16 protein-coding genes are annotated in these 17,223 nt (G+C 68.9%); 10 read left to right on the forward strand and 6 right to left on the reverse strand.

Features of this window, described 5'->3' with window-relative positions:
• Window positions 1–99: 99 nt before the first annotated feature.
• Both rsgA and WG923_RS06290 read right to left on the reverse strand, forming a co-directional pair.
• Window positions 100–1,023 carry a ribosome small subunit-dependent GTPase A gene (gene rsgA / locus WG923_RS06285; RefSeq protein ID WP_340350091.1) on the reverse strand — a complete coding sequence of 308 codons (924 nt, stop codon included), beginning with the start codon at window positions 1,021–1,023 and terminating at the stop codon, window positions 100–102.
• Window positions 1,024–1,032: 9 nt separating this feature from the next.
• The gene (locus WG923_RS06290) at window positions 1,033–2,301 is read right to left on the reverse strand and encodes a M48 family metallopeptidase (RefSeq protein WP_340350092.1); all 1,269 of its coding nucleotides are present in this window, start codon (window positions 2,299–2,301) and stop codon (window positions 1,033–1,035) included.
• Between the two features lie 151 nt (window positions 2,302–2,452).
• Here WG923_RS06290 and orn point away from each other — a divergent pair, with 151 nt between their 5' ends.
• The 4 genes from orn to WG923_RS06310 all read left to right on the forward strand — a co-directional run bounded on the left by orn (window position 2,453) and on the right by WG923_RS06310 (window position 7,267).
• Window positions 2,453–3,037, forward strand: coding sequence for an oligoribonuclease (orn, locus tag WG923_RS06295; RefSeq protein WP_340350093.1), 585 nt, complete (start codon window positions 2,453–2,455; stop codon window positions 3,035–3,037).
• Between the two features lie 386 nt (window positions 3,038–3,423).
• Window positions 3,424–4,923 (forward strand): DEAD/DEAH box helicase, encoded by a 1,500-nt coding sequence (locus WG923_RS06300; protein WP_340350094.1) that lies wholly within the window; start codon window positions 3,424–3,426, stop codon window positions 4,921–4,923.
• A 221-nt stretch (window positions 4,924–5,144) separates the two neighbouring features.
• On the forward strand, window positions 5,145–6,605 hold the full coding sequence (locus WG923_RS06305) for a cytochrome C (RefSeq protein ID WP_340350095.1): 1,461 nt from the start codon (window positions 5,145–5,147) through the stop codon (window positions 6,603–6,605).
• 14 nt (window positions 6,606–6,619) lie between these two features.
• Window positions 6,620–7,267, forward strand: coding sequence for a c-type cytochrome (locus tag WG923_RS06310; protein WP_340350096.1), 648 nt, complete (start codon window positions 6,620–6,622; stop codon window positions 7,265–7,267).
• 33 nt (window positions 7,268–7,300) lie between these two features.
• Here WG923_RS06310 and WG923_RS06315 read toward each other — a convergent pair whose 3' ends face one another.
• The 3 genes from WG923_RS06315 to WG923_RS06325 form a co-directional block, all read right to left on the reverse strand.
• Complete coding sequence (locus WG923_RS06315; RefSeq protein ID WP_340350097.1) at window positions 7,301–8,554, reverse strand: multidrug effflux MFS transporter; 1,254 nt, start codon at window positions 8,552–8,554, stop codon at window positions 7,301–7,303.
• A gap of 45 nt (window positions 8,555–8,599) precedes the next feature.
• Window positions 8,600–9,859: a glucose-1-phosphate adenylyltransferase gene (gene glgC, locus WG923_RS06320; protein ID WP_340350393.1), complete on the reverse strand. Its 1,260-nt coding sequence runs from the start codon at window positions 9,857–9,859 to the stop codon at window positions 8,600–8,602.
• A 177-nt stretch (window positions 9,860–10,036) separates the two neighbouring features.
• Window positions 10,037–10,168 carry a hypothetical protein gene (locus WG923_RS06325; RefSeq protein ID WP_340350098.1) on the reverse strand — a complete coding sequence of 44 codons (132 nt, stop codon included), beginning with the start codon at window positions 10,166–10,168 and terminating at the stop codon, window positions 10,037–10,039.
• A gap of 130 nt (window positions 10,169–10,298) precedes the next feature.
• On the opposite strand from WG923_RS06325, the gene WG923_RS06330 reads away from it, so the two are divergent.
• Window positions 10,299–10,688, forward strand: coding sequence for a hypothetical protein (locus WG923_RS06330; protein WP_340350099.1), 390 nt, complete (start codon window positions 10,299–10,301; stop codon window positions 10,686–10,688).
• A gap of 30 nt (window positions 10,689–10,718) precedes the next feature.
• Here the strand turns inward: WG923_RS06330 and WG923_RS06335 are convergent, their stop codons facing one another.
• Window positions 10,719–11,324, reverse strand: a complete 606-nt coding sequence (locus tag WG923_RS06335) for a HupE/UreJ family protein (RefSeq protein WP_340350100.1) — start codon at window positions 11,322–11,324, stop codon at window positions 10,719–10,721.
• A 282-nt stretch (window positions 11,325–11,606) separates the two neighbouring features.
• Here WG923_RS06335 and WG923_RS06340 point away from each other — a divergent pair, with 282 nt between their 5' ends.
• From WG923_RS06340 to WG923_RS06360, 5 genes are all read left to right on the forward strand, one after another.
• Complete coding sequence (locus tag WG923_RS06340; RefSeq protein WP_340350101.1) at window positions 11,607–12,791, forward strand: hydrogenase small subunit; 1,185 nt, start codon at window positions 11,607–11,609, stop codon at window positions 12,789–12,791.
• Between the two features lie 4 nt (window positions 12,792–12,795).
• The gene (hybA, locus tag WG923_RS06345; protein WP_340350102.1) at window positions 12,796–13,770 is read left to right on the forward strand and encodes a hydrogenase 2 operon protein HybA; all 975 of its coding nucleotides are present in this window, start codon (window positions 12,796–12,798) and stop codon (window positions 13,768–13,770) included.
• Window positions 13,767–14,921: a Ni/Fe-hydrogenase cytochrome b subunit gene (gene hybB / locus WG923_RS06350; protein WP_340350103.1), complete on the forward strand. Its 1,155-nt coding sequence runs from the start codon at window positions 13,767–13,769 to the stop codon at window positions 14,919–14,921. Before hybA ends, hybB begins: the two co-directional genes overlap by 4 nt.
• 15 nt (window positions 14,922–14,936) lie before the next feature.
• Window positions 14,937–16,643 (forward strand): nickel-dependent hydrogenase large subunit, encoded by a 1,707-nt coding sequence (locus tag WG923_RS06355; protein WP_340350104.1) that lies wholly within the window; start codon window positions 14,937–14,939, stop codon window positions 16,641–16,643.
• Between the two features lie 87 nt (window positions 16,644–16,730).
• Entirely contained in the window at window positions 16,731–17,222 is a 492-nt protein-coding gene (locus tag WG923_RS06360; protein WP_340350105.1) for a HyaD/HybD family hydrogenase maturation endopeptidase, read from the forward strand.
• Window position 17,223 lies beyond the last annotated feature (1 nt).

Below are 17,223 nucleotides of genomic sequence, written 5' to 3' on the forward strand. Positions count from 1 at the left end.
CGGGGGGGGCCCCCCCCCCCCCCGGCCCCCCACTCTGGCCAACCACCGATCATCCCCGCCTGCACCGAACGAGAGTGCAGATATTCATGGGACAGGACACTAGTAACGGGCTTGTGACCGCTCCTCGAACAGCGTACGGTAGATGCGGTAACGCGTAGGTTCGATCTGGCCCGCCGGCGCACCGGGCTGCGCGGCCACGGCGGCGATCACCCCGCAGCCCGGCTCGTGCAGGTGGGTGCAGTTGTAGAACTTGCACTGCGCCACGTGCGGCCGGAAGTCCGGCATCAGCCCGGCCAGCTGCATCTTGTCGACGTGGTGCAGGCCGAATTCCTGGAAGCCCGGCGAGTCGATCAGTCCCGTGCTGCGCTCGTCGTCCACCCAGTACCAGGTCGTCGCCGTGGTCGTGTGGCGCCCGGAGTTGAGCGCCTGCGAGATCTCGCCGGTGAGCGCCCGGGCCTGCGGCGCCAGCAGGTTGATCAGCGTGCTCTTGCCGGCGCCCGAGGGGCCGAGCACGAGCGTCGTCTTGCCGTGCAGGTGCTTGAGCAGGTGCTCGTGGTCCGTGTCGCCCGACATGCGCAGCGACAGCGGCAGCACGCCGTAGCCCATGTGCTGGTAGGGCACCAGGCGCCCCCAGGCCCGCTCGAACGGTTCCACCAGGTCGCTCTTGTTCAACGCGATCAGGGGCGCGATGCGCTCCGCCTCGGCCGCGATCAGCGCGCGCGCCAGCTGCATTTCCGAGAACTCGGGCTCCGCCGCGATCAGCACCAGCACCAGGTCGAGGTTGGCCGCGAAGGATTTGGTGCGGATTTCGTCCTGCCGGTAGAAGAGGTTGCGGCGCGGCTCCACCGAGACGATCACGCCTTCGTCGCCCGTGGTCTGCCACTGCACGCGGTCGCCCACCACCGACTGGCTCTTCTTGCCGCGCGGATGGCACAGGCGGCGCGTGCCGTCGGGCGACTCCACCAGGCAGTGCCGGCCGTGGCTGGCCACCACCAGGCCCCGCTGCGGTGCGGCCTCAGCCAATGCGCGCTTTCATGCGGGCGCCCCCGCGCCCAGGCGCGCGAGCCGCTCGGACGCCGGCGGGTGGGAGTAATAGAACTTGACGAACACCGGGTCGGGCGTGAGCGTGGAGGCGTTGTCCTCGTACAGCTTCAGCAGGGCGTTGCCCAGGTCGCGGCCGCTGGTCTGCGTGGCGGCGAAGGCATCGGCCTCGAACTCGTGCCGGCGCGAGAACTGCGCCATCAGCGGCGAGACGAAATAGGTGAACACCGGCACGGCCAGCATGAACAGCAGCAGCGCCAGCGCGCTGTTCGGGCCGTCGAGGTTCGGGCGCACGCCCAGCCCCGTGTAGAACCACACGCGGGTCGCCAGCCAACCGAGCAGCGCGAAACCGAGCAGGCTCAGCGCGAACAGGGCGACGATGCGCTTGACGATGTGCTTGTGCTTGAAGTGCCCGAGCTCGTGCGCCAGCACCGCATCCACCTCGCCGGGGGAGAGCTTGGCCAGCAGCGTGTCGTAGAACACGACGCGCTTGGCCGCGCCGAAGCCGGTGAAATAGGCATTGGCGTGCGCGCTGCGCTTGCTGCCGTCCATCACGAACAGGCCCTTGGCCGCGAAGCCGCAGCGCTGCATCAGGGCCGTGACGCGTGCTTTGAGCGTCTCGTCCTCCAGCGGCTGGAACTTGTTGAACAGGGGCGCGATGAAGGTGGGATAGATCACCAGCAGCAGCAGGTTGAACCCCATCCACACGCCCCAGGCCCACAGCCACCACCACGGGCCGGCCGCGCCCATCAGCCACAGGATCAGGGCCGCGATCGGCAGGCCGATCAGCGCGCCCAGCACGGTGCCCTTGACCATGTCGGCGAGCCACAGCTTCCACGTCATCTTGTTGAAGCCGAAGCGTTCTTCCACCACGAAGGTCTGGTACAGGGAGAAGGGCAGGTCCAGCAGGCCGCTGATCACGGCGAAGGAGGCGAGCAGCACCAGCTGCTGCGTCATGCCGGGACCGAGCCAGCGCAGCAGCGCGTGGTTCAGCGTGTCGAGGCCGCCCAGCAGCGTCCATCCGAGCAGCACCGTGGCCGCGAACGCGGTCTCGAGCAGGCCGAGGCGCGACTTGGCCACCGTGTAGTCGGCGGCCTTCTGGTGGGCGCCAAGGGAGACGGTGCCTGCGAACGCATCGGGCACCTTGTCGCGATGACGCGCGACGAAGCGCACCTGGCGCGAAGACAGCCAGAACTTCACGACGAGGCCGGCGAGGAGGAAGGCGGCGAACGCGAAGGTCAGCGCGGCGGAGGCTTGCATACGCGCGATCTTAGTCCCCCGGCACGCTCCCTCCAGTGCCACCGCGGAACCGGCTTTGCCGGGCCGCTGGTGGCGCCCCCTTAAGGGGGAGGCGCCGAAGGCGCTTCGGGGGTGGGCCCTTTGCATTAGGCCATCGGCGAGAATGGACGCCATGGCCGACGCTATAGAAACGCCGCCAGCAACGCTGGCCAAGAGCGACCAGAACCTCGTCTGGCTCGACTGTGAAATGACGGGGCTGGACCCCGAGCGGGACCGCATCATCGAGATCGCCGTGGTCGTCACCGGCCCCGGCCTGGAGCCGCGCATCGAGGGGCCCGAACTGGCGATCCACCAGAGCGATGCGCAACTGGACCTGATGGACGCCTGGAACAAGGGCACGCACGGCAAGAGCGGCCTGACCGAGCGGGTGCGCGCCTCCGTGATCACGGAGGCCGACGCGGAGCAGCAGGTCCTGGAGTTCCTGGCGAAGTACGTGCCGAAGAACGGCAGCCCCATGTGCGGCAACAGCATCGGGCAGGACCGGCGCTTCCTCGTGAAGTACATGCCGAAGCTGGAAGCCTGGTTCCACTACCGCAACCTCGACGTCAGCACCCTCAAGGAACTGTCGCGGCGCTGGCGGCCCGACATCTACGCCGCGTTCAAGAAGCGCCAATTGCACACGGCGCTGGCCGACGTGCACGAGTCGATCGACGAACTGGCGCACTACCGCGAGCACTTCCTGAAGCTGAATCCCTGAAAACCGGACCGCCGAACGACCGAACAACCGAACAACCGAACGGCCGGACGCAGAGGACGCAAAGGGTACGCAGAGAACGCAAAAGAGACCTTCTAAGTTCTCTTTGTCTTTTTTGCGTCCTCTGCGTACCCTTTGCGCCCTCTGCGTCCGGCTGTCCTGTCCTGGTTTTCAAGCTCCCGTGCGGGAAAACCCGAAACCTGCGATAATCGACGCTTCGCCGTTTTTTGCGGCGGCTGAATCGCGCATCCGCCTTCTTGCACTGGCCCGCTTCCTCAGGGAGCACATAGGGCCGCAGGCCGAAAGTCCTGTTTGTCGTTGGAACGGTTGATGTCTCCCAACCTTTCGACGACGGCGCGCCCGCCAGGGGCGCCGCATGGACTTTTTTCATGACGGACATCCTGCAAGAACAAGACACCCCCGAGACCAACGGCTTCGCCGTGCTGGGCCTCGCCCCCGAACTCCTCGCCGCCGTGGCCGACCTCGGCTTCACGCAGCCCACCGCCGTGCAGCAGCAGACCATCGGCCTGGCCATGGCGCAGGACGCCAGCGCCGCGACGACCTTCAACGACATGATGGTCTCCAGCCAGACGGGCAGCGGCAAGACCGCGGCCTTCCTGCTGCCGGTGCTCCACACGCTGCTGGCGCAGAACGCCGCCGAAGCGGCCGCTGAGGAGCAGGCCCGCATCGACGCGATCGCGCGCGGCGAAGCGCCGGCCAAGCGTCCCGCCCGCCGCAACCCGCTGTCGCCGCGCAGCTTCAAGGCCGCCACCCCCGGCGCGCTGGTGCTGTGCCCCACGCGCGAACTCGCGCAGCAGGTCGCCGCCGACGCGATCGACCTGGTCAAGCACTGCCGCGGCCTGCGCATCGCCAACGTGGTGGGCGGCATGCCCTACCAGATGCAGATCGCCAAGCTGCAGAACGCCGACCTCGTGGTCGCCACGCCCGGCCGCCTGCTGGACCTGCAGCGCTCGCACCAGATCAAGCTGGACAAGGTGCAGTTCCTGGTCGTCGACGAAGCCGACCGCATGCTGGACCTGGGCTTCGCCGAAGACCTGGCCGAAGTGCACCAGCTCACCGCGAACCGCCGCCAGACCATGATGTTCTCGGCCACCTTCGCGCCGCGCGTGCAGCAGCTCGCCACGCGCGTGATGCGGCAGCCGAAGCACCTGCAGATCGACTCGCCGCAGGAAAAGCACGCCAACATCGAGCAGAAGCTGTTCTGGGTCGACAACGCGCAGCACAAGCGCCAGCTGCTGGATCACTGGCTGCGCGAGCCGAGCCTGGAGCAGGCGATCGTGTTCGCCAGCACCAAGATCGAGTGCGACGGCCTCGCCGAGGACCTGCAGCAGGCCGGCTTCGCCGCCGTGGCGCTGCACGGCGACCTGTCGCAGGGCCTGCGCAACCGCCGCCTGATGGCGCTGCGCCGCGGCCAGATCCAGATCCTGGTGGCCACCGACGTCGCCGCGCGCGGCATCGACGTGCCGTCGATCTCGCACGTCTTCAACTACGGCCTGCCGATGAAGAGCGAGGACTACACGCACCGCATCGGCCGCACGGGCCGCGCCGGCCGCGACGGCCTGGCGGTGACCTTCGCGGAATTCCGCGATCGCCGCAAGATCGGCGACATCGAGCATTACAGCAAGCAGCGCTTCGACGCCCACACGATCCCGGGCCTGGAGCCGAAGCAGCGCTTCGAGCAGCGTCCGCCGGCGCGCACGGGCTTCGGCGGCAAGCCGGGGCGTCCGGGCGACCGTCGTCCCCCGTCGGGCGGCTACGGCAAGCACACGGGGTTCGGCGGCAAGTCGTTCGAACGCCGCGAAGGCGGTGGCGGCGGCTACGGTGCGCGCGACTTCGGCGGCGCGCGGCCTGCGCGCAGCGGCCGGTAAGGACTTCCTACCTTCCCGTGGGGAGGGCGCGGGCGCTCGCGCGGAGCGCCATCGGAAGGGCACCGCCAGGTGCCCTTTTCTTTTTTTCGCCGCGCCGCGCAGGCCGCGGACTGTCGGGCTGGCGACGTTCGGATCTTGACCATCGTCAAAGTGCACTTGCATACCAAGGGCCTAATGCGGCTTCCGAACTGCAGGAGGGCGACGTGGACCATGCTTGCCGCTTGACCGTTCCACGCGCATGGCGCGCGGCCGCCGCCTTCCTTGCCGGCGCGGTGCTCGCCTTGGTGTGCGCTCCGGCGGGGGCGCTCCCGCTCTTCGCGCGCCAGACCGGCCAGAACTGCGTGGCCTGCCACGCCGGCGGCCAATTCCCCGAGCTGACGCCCTACGGCCGGATGTTCAAGCTGACGGGCTATACGATAGGCGAGCGCACGGTGCCCCTGTCCGCCATGGCCGTCGTGTCCAACTCCAGGGTCCGCAACACGAGCAAGAGCGACGACCCGGCGGCGGACTTCCAGAAGAACCGCGACACGATCTTCGCCACGGCCAGCGTCTTCCTCGGCGGCAGGATCACCGACACCCTCGGTGCCTTCGCGCAGTTCACCTTCGATCCCTACGCCACCCAGTCCGAGGACGGGGCCTTCCACGGGCACACCGCGGCCGACAACATCGACCTGCGCTACGCCGACCGCTTCATCGACGCCAGCCGCGACCTGGTGTTCGGCGTGTCGGTGAACAACAATCCCTCGCTCGCGGACCCGTGGAACACCGCTCCCGCCTGGATGCAGTACGTGCCGGTGCCGAGTCCCACCAGCAGCCGCTTCGTCGACGGCAACGCGCCTTATCCCTCCTTCGCCGCCGGCGGCAACATCGCCGGGCTCACCGCCTACGGGTTCTGGAACCGCACCCTCTATGCCGAGGCGGGCAGTTATGGCACGGCGCGCGGCCCGTTGTCGTTCCTGCACGCCGGCATCCCGAATTCCGAAAACACCAAGCTCAAGGGGCTCAACCCCTACTGGCGGCTGGCCTGGAACCACGAATGGGGCCCGCACAGCCTGATGGTCGGCACCAGCGGCATGCGCGCGCGGATCTTCGACGATCCGGCCGACACGTCCGACAGCGGAACGCTGCACCACACGCTGGACCTCGGCCTCGATTCGCAATACCAGTACCTGCTCGACCCGCATGCGGTCACCGCGCAGTTCGCGTACCTGCGCAGCCGGCACACCTTCCCGAACGCGCTGGCCGGCCAGGACGTCGGCTTCGTCGATGCCGCCGGCAACCCCCTGCCCGTCACCAACGCGCGCGACACGAGCAACGTGTTGCGAGGCAAGCTCACCTACGTCTACCAGGCGCGCTACGGCGGCAGCGTGGGCGTGTTCAACCTCACCGGCAGCACCAACACGGCCAACCAGAGCTCGGGCTTCAGCCCGGACACGCTGACGGTCACCACCGACCCGGCCGCCGCCGCTCCTTCGCAGCGCGTCGGCGGAAATTTCTCCGGCAATCCGGCCACGCGCGGCGCCACGCTCGAGGCCTTCTGGACGCCCGTGCAGTACGTGCGCATCGGCGCGCAGTTCACGCACTACACGCGCTTCAACGGCGCGTCGACCAACTACGACGGCTTCGGGCGCAATGCGCGCGACAACGACACGCTGTTCCTGTACCTGTGGGCAGCCTACTGAACGGGGAGACCGACATGAAAGCTGGCCGTGCCGCCTGCCTCCTGCTGCCGCTCGCGCTGCTCACGGGCTGCGCCGACCTGTCCCGCTCGCGCGACCTGGGCAATCCGCGGGTCTCCGCGGTCACGCTTGCCGGCCAAGTCTGCTCGAACTGCCATGGATTCACCGGCGTGAGCGTCTCGCCCAACTTCCCCAACCTGGCCGCACAGACGCCGGAGTACCTGTCGGCGCAGTTGAAGGAATTCCGCAGTCACGGCCGCAAGGACCCGGCCGGCTTCCGCTACATGTGGGGCTTGAGCCGCAGCCTGACCGACGAGCAGATCGCCGGCCTGGCCGCGTATTACGCGGCGCAAGCGCCGGCGAGCGGGCTGCCGGGCGCGGGCAGCCCCGCGGGCCGCACGATCTATCTCGAGGGAGTGCCGGCGCGCAACGTGCCCGCGTGCGCGACCTGCCACGGCGCCGAAGGCCAGGGCAATGCGACCTTCCCGCGGCTGGCAGGCCAGCACCGCGACTACGTGGCCAAGCAACTCAAGGGCTTCCAGCGTACCGACGACCGCCCCGCAGGCGCCGTCATGCAGACCATCGCCCACGCCCTCGGGGCGGAAGACATCGTGGACATCGCCAGCTACGTGCAGGGACTTCCCGGCACGGCGCCGGCCCGCTGAGCCGCCTGGCCACGAAGCCGGAACGAACGCGCCTCACGCCTGCGGTGAAACGCCGGCGGCGGCCGCACGCAGGCGCCCCGTCTCCGGCCACTTCCTCTGCACCACCACCCACGCCACCAGCCCCACGCTCATCATCCCGAACGACGCCACCGCCAGCTCCTGCGTCGAATCCATCACCAGCGGCGCGATCGCACCGGCAACGAAACCGTTGGCCGCCGATCCCACGAAGGCCTGCAGCGACGACGCCATCCCGCGCCTCTGCGGATACAGGTCCAGCACCAGCAGCGTCACCACCGGCACCATCAGCGCCCAGCCGAACGAGAACAGCGCGATCGGGATCAGCGCCCAGCCGACGGTCGGCGTGAAAAGGAAGTTCGCCGCCACGTTCGCCAGCGACACGACCACCATCACGATGAAGCCCCAGCGGATCTGGTTCATCGGCTGGATCCGCCCCGCCAGCCGCCCGCTGGCGTAGGAGCCCGCCATGATCCCGCTGATCGTGAGCAGGAAGAACCAGAAGAACTGCGTGGGCGCCAGGCGCAGGTGCTGGCCGAGGAAGGCCGGCGCCGACAGCACGTACAGGAACATGCCGTTGAACGGGATGCCGCTGGCCAGCGCCAGCAGCAGGAAGCGCGGGCTCGCGCCCAGCTGCCAGTAGCCGCGCATCAGGTTGCGCACGTTGAACGGCTGGCGATGCGTGGCATGCAGCGTCTCCGGCAGCAGGCGGTAGTTGGCGATCCACAGGAAGATGCCCACGCCGGTGAGGAACCAGAAGATGCTGTGCCAGCCCGCATGCACGAACAGCCAGCCGCCGATCACCGGCGCCACCGCGGGAGCGACGCCGAAGTAGATCGTCACCTGGCTCATGACCTTCTGCGCCTGCTCGGGCGGGAACATGTCGCGGATCACCGCCCGCGACACGACCCAGCCCGCGCCGCTGCACAGCCCCTGCAGCGCGCGGAAGAACACCAGCCAGCCGATGCTCTGCGACAGCGCGCAGCCCACCGACGCCAGCGTGAACACCGCGATGGCCCACAGCACCACCGGCCGCCGGCCGAAGCTGTCCGCCAGCGCGCCGTGGAACAGGTTCATGAAGGCGAACCCGAACAGGTACGCCGACAGCGTCTGCTGCATCTGCACCGGCGTGGCCTGCAGCGCGCCGGCGATGCCCGAGAAGGCCGGAATGTAGGTGTCGATCGAGAACGGCCCGAGCATGCCCAGCAGGGCAAGCAGCAGGGCGAGCGCCCAGCGCGGGGCGGTCCAGATCTGGCTAGCTTCGGGATTCATGGAGGGGAGAGCGGGGTTGTACCAGACCCCGCTTCCCCGCGTGCCTCACGCCGACGGCAGGCGATCGAGCATGTCGGTGGTGACCAGCACCACGCCCTTGTCGGTGCGGTGGAAGCGCTGGGCGTCGGCCTCGGGATCCTCGCCGATCACGATGCCTTCCGGCAGGGTGCAGCCGCGGTCGATCACCACCTTCGACAGGCGCGAGCCGCGCCCGATCACGCAGTCCGGCATGATCACCGCCTCCGTGACCGTGCAGCAGGACTGCACCTTCACGTTCGAGAACAGCACCGAGCGGCGGATGTTGGAGCCCACCACGATGCAGCCGCCGGAGATCAGCACGTTGGACGTCTCGCCGTTCAGGCCGCGCTCGTCCGGCACGAACTTCGCCGGCGGCAGCTGCTCCTGGTAGGTCCACACCGGCCAGTCCTTGTCGTACAGGTTCAGCTCCGGCATGTCGCCCGCGAGGTCCAGGTTGGCGGCCCAGAAGGCCTCCACCGTGCCCACGTCGCGCCAGTAGGGCTTGTGGCGCGTGGTCGGCGGGATGCTGGAGAGGTTCAGCGGATGCGCGATGGCGCCGCCGTCGGTCACGATCTGCGGGATCAGGTTCTTGCCGAAGTCGTGCTCCGACTTCTCGTCGTGCATGTCCTGCTCGAGCAGCTTGTACAGGTACTCCGCGTCGAAGACGTAGATGCCCATGCTGCCCAGCGCGCGGTCCGGCTTGCCGGGGATCGCCGGCGGGTCCTTCGGCTTCTCCAGGAAGTCGGTGATGCGCCGGCGTTCGTCCACGTGCATCACGCCCAGCGCCGTGGCTTCCTCGCGCGGCACCTCGATGCAGCCCACGGTCACCTTGGCGCGGCTCTCCACGTGATCGAGCAGCATCAGCGAGTAGTCCTGCTTGTAGATGTGGTCGCCGGCGAGCACCAGGATGTATTCGGGCTCGTAGGCGCGCAGGATGTCGATGTTCTGGGTGATGGCGTCGGCGGTGCCGCGGTACCAGAAGGCCTCGTTCACGCGCTGTTGCGCCGGCAGCAGGTCGATGAACTCGTTGTGCGCGCCCTGCAGGAAGTTCCAGCCGCGCTGCAGGTGGCGCAGCAGCGAATGGGACTTGTACTGCGTGAGCACGCCGATGCGCCGGATGCCGGAGTTGATGCAGTTCGACAGCGCGAAGTCGATGATGCGGAACTTGCCGCCGAAATAGACCGCCGGCTTGGCGCGGCGGTCGGTCAGGTCCATCAGCCGCGAGCCGCGGCCGCCGGCCAGGACCAGCGCGATGGTTCTCTTGGGCAGTTCGCGCGCCAGGATCATGCGCTCCATGGCGGTGTCGCTGCCCAGCCCGCCCACCGCTTCGAGGATGCTGAGGTTTTCCTTCATGGCCTTGTTCCCCTGTAAGCCCGACGATGAATGTCGGTCAGGGGACGCAGCGGCCATGTAGGACGCAGCCGTATTTCCGGCGCGAAGCCGAAGGCGGCCGCGGCGCCGGGCTCAGGACGCGTGGTTGCTGCTGCGCTCGGCGACGTCGCGGTCGCGGCGGGTGCGCTTGTGCGCGACAGCAGCCACGCCGAGGATGGCGGCGGCGCCCAGGACCCAGAGGATGAAGGTGTTGGCGATGACCATGCATCGTTGGGTTTGCGTGGCGTGCTTTGGTTCGTAGGAAAACCCCGTGACCTGGCGCCGGCGGCCGCGCGGCCTCCACATGGCTGGGCTTTGGCGCTAGGATCGTTTCCCCGTTTTCACGGAGGCTGCCATGAAGAGTCTGCTGCGCCCCGGCCTGCTGGTCACCGCGCTTGCCGCGGTGCTGCTCGTCCTCACGGGCGTGGCGGCGTACAGCCTGGTGCGGCTCGGCTCCGGGGCCATGGCGGCGATCGTGGGGGTCGCCGGGCTGGCGGCCGTGCTGGTCGTCGCGATCGCCTGGTCGCTCGCGCGCGACGCCGAGCAGCAGCTCGGCGAGCTGCTGCCGCCCCTGCCCGACGAGCGGGCGCCCGCCGTGCCGGCCGGCAAGCGGGGATTCAAGGTGCGCGAGGCGCGACCGGGCGAGGTGCCCGAGGCCTACCTGGCCGCCGTCCGGAAGGGCGCGCAGGCCCGCGAGGCGGCGTGGAAGGCCGACAGGCGGCCCAGCGATCCGCACGTCACCTGAAAAGGGCGGCGCGCGCCCCCGCTTGCGACTTCAGGCGGCCAGCAGGTAGAGGCCGGCGGCGCCGAAGCCCGCACCCAGGCCGTACGCGATGCGCCGCGCCAGCGATGCGCGCAGGCGCTGCAGCGTGAAGCCCGCGGACAAGCCAGTGGCGTGGAGCAGGGCCGTGGTCGCGAGGAAGCCGATCGCATAGGCGGCGAACGAAGCACCGCCCGCTTCGGCGCCGTGCGCCAGGCCGTGCAGCACCGCCGCCGCGCCCACCGGCACCAGCCCGTGCGCGGGCTGCGGCGTCACCCCGCGGCAGGCCAGCACCACCATCGCGCCGGACAGCAGCACGCTCAGTGCGATGCCTTGCTCCACGAAGGGCAGCGCGAAGCCCGCCTGCGCCGCCAGCGCCGCGGCGACCAGCGACAACAGGAAGACCGCGGGGCCCTGCCACACGCGATTCGCAGGCAGCGCGCGCGCCGACCAGAGCCCCACGGCCACGGCGGCGAGCAGGTGATCCAGCGCGATCGGATGCGCCAGGCCCTGCAGGAAGCTGGTGGCGCCATGCCCGGTGTGCGCGTGCGCCAGCGTCGCCCCGCAGGCCAGGGTGGCGGCGGCCGCGCCGCGCAGCGTGTTGCGCCAGGTCAAATTCATGTCGGTCTCCTCGCAGGCCATGAGTCGCTGAGGCCCTCGCTGCGCGCAAGACGCGTGCCCGCGGCGGCAGCGCGAATTCCGCCGTGAATTGAACGCGAATGCACCCGCATGTGGAAGCTCTCTTTCCACCTGCGGTGCAGCGCACCGGTTAGCGGCTAACCGACGCACCCCACGGGTGCAGGGCTGGCGGCCGGCCTTTGTTGCGCAGGATCAAGCTTTCCTGCGTGGCGCACAACTTGCGGTGAAGACCCGACCGCCCCATCGGGCGACGAGGGAATCGACATGGCGGCATCTGATCTCTTTGACCTGACGCGGGACAGCCTGCGCACCGTGGAGCGGCGCCTGGGCCTGTCGCGCCGCGAGTACCTCCAGTTCTGCGCCACGCTGGCGGCCACCATGGGCCTGCCGCGCGGCGCCGATGCCGCCGTGGCGAAGGCGATCGAGACCGCGCCCCGTCCCTCCGTGATCTGGCTGCACTTCCAGGAGTGCACCGGCTGCAGCGAGTCGCTGCTGCGCGCCGAGCACCCCACGCTGGAAAAGCTGATCCTCGACGTGATCTCGCTGGACTACCACGAGACGCTGATGGCCGCCGCGGGCCACCAGGCCGAGGCCGCGCGCAAGGCGGCGATGAAGGCCAACAAGGGCAAGTACGTGCTGGTCGTCGAAGGCGCCATCCCGATGGCGCAGGGCGGCAACTACTGCAAGATCGGCGGCCACAAGGCGGTGGACCTGCTCAAGGAATGCGCGGTCGATGCGGCGGCCGTCATTGCCATCGGCTCCTGCGCGTCGTGGGGCGGCATGCCCTCCACCGGCCCCAACCCTTCCGGCGCCAGCAGCGTGAGCGACGTGCTGCACGAGAAGGTGGTCACCATTCCCGGCTGCCCGCCGAATCCGTACAACTTCCTCGCCACCGTCGTGCACTACCTCACGTTCGGAAAGCTGCCGGAGGTGGACGACCAGGGCCGCCCCAAGTTCGCCTACTCCCGCCTGGTGCATGAGAACTGCGAGCGCCGCGCGCACTTCGACGCCGGCCGCTTCGCCATGCAGTTCGGCGACGAGGGCCACCGCAAGGGCTATTGCCTCTACAAGCTCGGTTGCAAGGGGCCGGAGACCTATGCCAACTGCTCCACCATCGGCTTCGGCGATGCGGGGGAGAACAACTGGCCCGTGGGTTGCGGCCATCCCTGCATCGGCTGCGCCGAGAAGGGCGTGGGCTTCACCAAGGCCATCCACCAGGTGGCGCTGATGAAAAACGTCACGCCGCCGCTGCAGTTCCCGCGGGTGGTGGAGGAACAGGGAAAGGGCGCGACGCTGGCGGCCGCAGCGGCGCTGGCCGCGCTGGCGGGGGCCGCCGCCGGCGCAGGCGCGATGATCACGCGGAACCTGGGGCTGTCGCACGAAGCGGCGGAAGCCAAGCGGGCCAGGCAGGCAGCAGATACGAACCCGCAGGGCGGCGCGCAGGGCTGAAGCCATGGACAGCCGCCGCCAATTCTTGAAGGGCCTGGTCGCCAGCGGCGCTGGCGTCGCGGCCGCCACGGTCGCGACCGACGCCTGCGCGCGCGACAACCTCCAGCGCCCGGCCGACGCGCTGGGCCTGCTGTACGACGCCACCCTGTGCGTCGGCTGCAAGGCCTGCGTCTCGGCGTGCAAGGAGGCCAACAAGCTGCCGCCCGAGTTCTCCAGCGGGGAGAGGCTGTGGGACACGCCGACCGATACCTCGGGCTACACCTTCAACATCATCAAGATGTACTCGCAGGGCAAGGGCGTCAACAAGGACGCCGAGGCCGACGGCTACGCCTTCATGAAGACCTCGTGCATGCACTGCAACGACCCGTCGTGCGTGTCGGCCTGCCCGGTCTCGGCCATGACCAAGGATGCGAAGACGGGCGTGGTGAACTACAACCCGGAGGCCTGCGTCGGCTGCCGCTACTGCGTGCTGGCGTGCCCCTTCGGCATCCCGAAGTTCCAGTACGACTCGCCCACCGGCAAGATCGGCAAGTGCGAGTTGTGCAGCCACCGCGCCAAGGACGGCAGGTACGCCGCCTGCGCCGAGGTCTGCCCCACCGGTGCCACGCTGTTCGGCAAGACGACGGACCTGCTGGCCGAGGCGAAGCGCCGCATCGCGCTCCAGCCCGGCTCCGTCACCAGGTACCCGCGCGGGCGCATCGACGGCCCGGATGACAGCTGGGAAGGCTCGGTGGCGCAGTACCAGCAGCGCGTGTACGGCGAGAAGGAATACGGCGGCACGCAGGTGCTCAAGCTCTCGGCGGTCGACTTCGAGAAGCTGGGCATGCCCAACCTGCCCGAACGCTCGTCGGCGGCGACGTCGGAGACGATCCAGCACACGCTCTATGGCGGGCTGCTGTTCCCGCTGCTGGCGCTGGGCGGGCTGACCGTGGCCGCGAAGAAGTTCGTGCGGCCCGAGCAAGAGGAGGGCGAGCAATGAGCACGCATCATCCCGCGCCGGCACCCATCGGCGGCCGGCTGCTGAACCCCGTCACGCTGGTGTGCGGCGTGCTGATCGCGATCATGGCCACCATCCTCCTGGTGCGGATGTTCACCGGCCTGGGCGCGGTCACCCACCTGAACGACGGCTATTCCTGGGGCCTGTGGGTGGTGGTCGACGTGATGGTCGGCTCGGCGCTCGCCTGCGGCGGTTTCTCGGTGGCGCTGCTGGTCTACATCTTCAACCGCGGCCGCTACCACCCGCTGGTGCGCCCCGCGCTGCTGGCCAGCCTGTTCGGCTACACGCTCGCGGGCGCCGGCATCTTCTTCGACCTCGGTCGCTGGTGGAACTTCTGGCACATCTTCTGGCCGGGTTACGTCAACCCGAACTCGGTGATGTTCGAGGTGGCCGCCTGCGTCACGGCCTACATACTGGTGATGTGGATCGAGTTCTCGCCGGTGGTGCTGGAGCAGTTCGGCCTCAAGGTGGCGAAGCAGAAGCTGGAGAAGGTTCTGTTCGTCTTCGTCGCGCTGGGCGTGCTGCTGCCGATGATGCACCAGTCCTCGCTGGGGACCATGCTGGTGATCATGGGTTCGCAGGTGCATGCCCTGTGGCAGACGCCGCTGCAGCCGGTGATCTACCTGCTCTCGGCGATCGTGCTGGGCTGGGGCGTCGTGCTGTTCGAAAGCTGCGTGGCCGCCGCGGGCTACCGCCGCAGCATCGAGGTCGACCTGCTCAATCCCATGGCGAAGATCATGCTGGGCGCGATCGCGCTGTACCTCGCCGTGCGGGCGGGCGACATCGCCGCGCGCGGCGTGGCCGGCCTCGCGTTCGAGCCGACCTGGGCCGCGCTGTGGTTCTGGATCGAGAACCTGGCCTTCCTCGCGCCCTTCCTCCTGATCCGCACCGCCGAACAGCGCCGCAATCCTGCGCGCCTGTTCCTGGCCGGCGTCGCGGTGATGGCCGGCGGCTCGCTGGTGCGCCTGAACGGCTACCTCATCACCTTCAACAGCGGTCCGGGCTGGCACTACTTCCCCGCCCTCACCGAAGTCCTCGTCACCGCCGGCATGTTCGCCATCGAGGTGCTGGGCTACATCCTGATCACGCGCCGCTTCCCCGTGCTGCCGCGGGAACCGGCCGCCGCCGCATAGAAACCGGAGACACGCATGGCCAACCGCATCACCATCGACCCGATCACCCGCATCGAGGGGCACCTGCGCGTCGACGTCGACGTCGATGGCGGCAAGGTCCGCAAGGCCTGGTCGTCCGGCCAGATGTGGCGCGGCGTCGAGCTGATCCTGCTCGGGCGCGACCCGCGCGACGCCTGGGCGATCACGCAGCGCATCTGCGGTGTGTGCACCACCGTGCATGCGATCACCTCGGTGCGCGCGGTGGAGAACGCGCTGCAGATGGAAGTGCCGCTGAACGCGCAGTACATCCGCAACCTGGTCATCCTGGCGCACTCCGTGCACGACCAGATCGTGCACTTCTACCACCTGTCCGCGCTGGACTGGGTGGACGTGACCTCCGCGCTCAAGGCCGATCCGGACAAGGCCGCGGCGCTGGGCGAAAGCCTTTCCAGCTGGCACCTCAATTCGAAGCACGAGATGCGCCGGGTGCACGAGCGCCTGAAGGGCTTCGTCAACGGCGGCCAGCTGGGCATCTTCACCAACGGCTACTGGGGCCACCCGGCGATGAAGCTGCCGCCGGAAGTGAACCTGCTGGCCGTGGCGCACTACCTGCAGGCGCTGGAGGTGCAGCGGCGCGCCAACAAGATCGTGTCGCTGCTCGGTGGCAAGACGCCGCACATCCAGAACGTGGCCGTGGGCGGCGTCGCCAACCCGATCGCCACCGACTCGCAGGCGGTGCTGACGGTGGAACGCCTGATGGCGCTCAAGGGCTGGATCGACGAGCTGGACGACTTCGTGAAGAACGTCTACCTGGTGGACGTGGCCGCGGTCGGCGCCTTCTATCCGGAGTGGACGAAGATCGGCAAGGGCGTCACGAACTACCTTGCCGTGCCGGACCTGCCGCAGGACACCAGGGGCACGCAGTTCCTCATGCCCGGCGGCTTCATCGAGGCCGGCGACCTGAAGTCCTTCAAGCCGATCAAGGCCTTCGGCGACCCGTATTTCGTCAAGGGCGTGGAGGAGTCCGTCAAGCACTCCTGGTACACGCAGGACCAGAAGGGGCCGCTGCATCCCTACCAGGGCGAGACCAGGCCGAACTACACCGACTTCAAGGACGACGGCGCGTATTCGTGGCTGAAGTCGCCCACCTTCTACGGCAAGGTGGCGCAGGTGGGCCCCCTGGCGCGCGTGCTGACCATGCTGGCGGCCGGCCATGAGCCGACCAAGAAGTACGCCACGCAGACGCTGCAGACCGTCTCCGCGCTCGCCAAGACGGAGGTGGGCCTGGATGCGATGCACTCCACGATCGGCCGCCACGCCGCCCGCGCGATCTCCTGCGCGATGCAGGTGGACATGCTGGCCGACCAGTGGACGGCGCTGGTGAACAACATCGCCAAGGGCGACGTGAAGACCTTCAATGCGCCGGTGTTCCCCAAGGGCGAGGTGATGGGCGTGGGCTTCCACGAGGCGCCGCGCGGCGCGCTGTCGCACTGGGTCGTGATCGCCGACGGCAAGATCAGGAACTACCAGTGCGTCGTGCCCTCCACCTGGAACGCCTGTCCGCGCAACGACAAGGACGAGGCCGGCCCGTACGAGGCCTCGCTGGTGGACACGCCGATCGCCAACGCGGAACAGCCGCTGGAAGTGCTGCGCACGATCCATTCGTTCGACCCGTGCATCGCCTGCGCCATCCACCTGACGGACCTCGAGAACGACACGGCGATCCGCGTGAAGGCAGTGTAGAAATGGCCCCCACGCTTGTCACTGCGTGTACTGCGCTGCCCCCCGAGGGGGCTTCAGCCTCCTTCGGGCGGCCGTGCGGAGGCTGAGATGCGCGCTGTCGTCCTGGGCATCGGCAACACGATCCTGACCGACGAGGCCGCCGGCGTGCGCGCGGCCGAGGCCCTGGAGAAGGGCTACGTGCTGCCCGGCGATGTGCAGGTGATCGACGGCGGGACCTCGGGCATGGAGATGATCGAGGACCTGGCCGGCGCCGACCTGCTGATCGTGCTGGACGTGGTCAGGAGCGGCAATGCGCCCGGCACGCTGGTGCGCATCGAAGGCGACGCGATCCCGAAGTTCTTCCGCCGCAAGCTGTCGCCGCACCAGATCGGCCTGCCGGACGTGCTCGCGAGCCTGGAGCTGCTGGGCACCATGCCCGGCGCCATCATCGTGCACGGGGTGGAGCCGGTGTCGCTGGAGCTCGGGACCGAGATGACGGACACGGTGGCCAGGGCAGTGCCCCTGCTCGCCGACCGCGCGGCCGCCGACCTGATCGAGCGCGGCTACGCGGTGATGCACGCCTCCTGCGGGGGCCAGTGAG

The organism is Ramlibacter sp. AN1133, from assembly GCF_037890035.1.
Taxonomy (GTDB): domain Bacteria; phylum Pseudomonadota; class Gammaproteobacteria; order Burkholderiales; family Burkholderiaceae_C; genus Ramlibacter.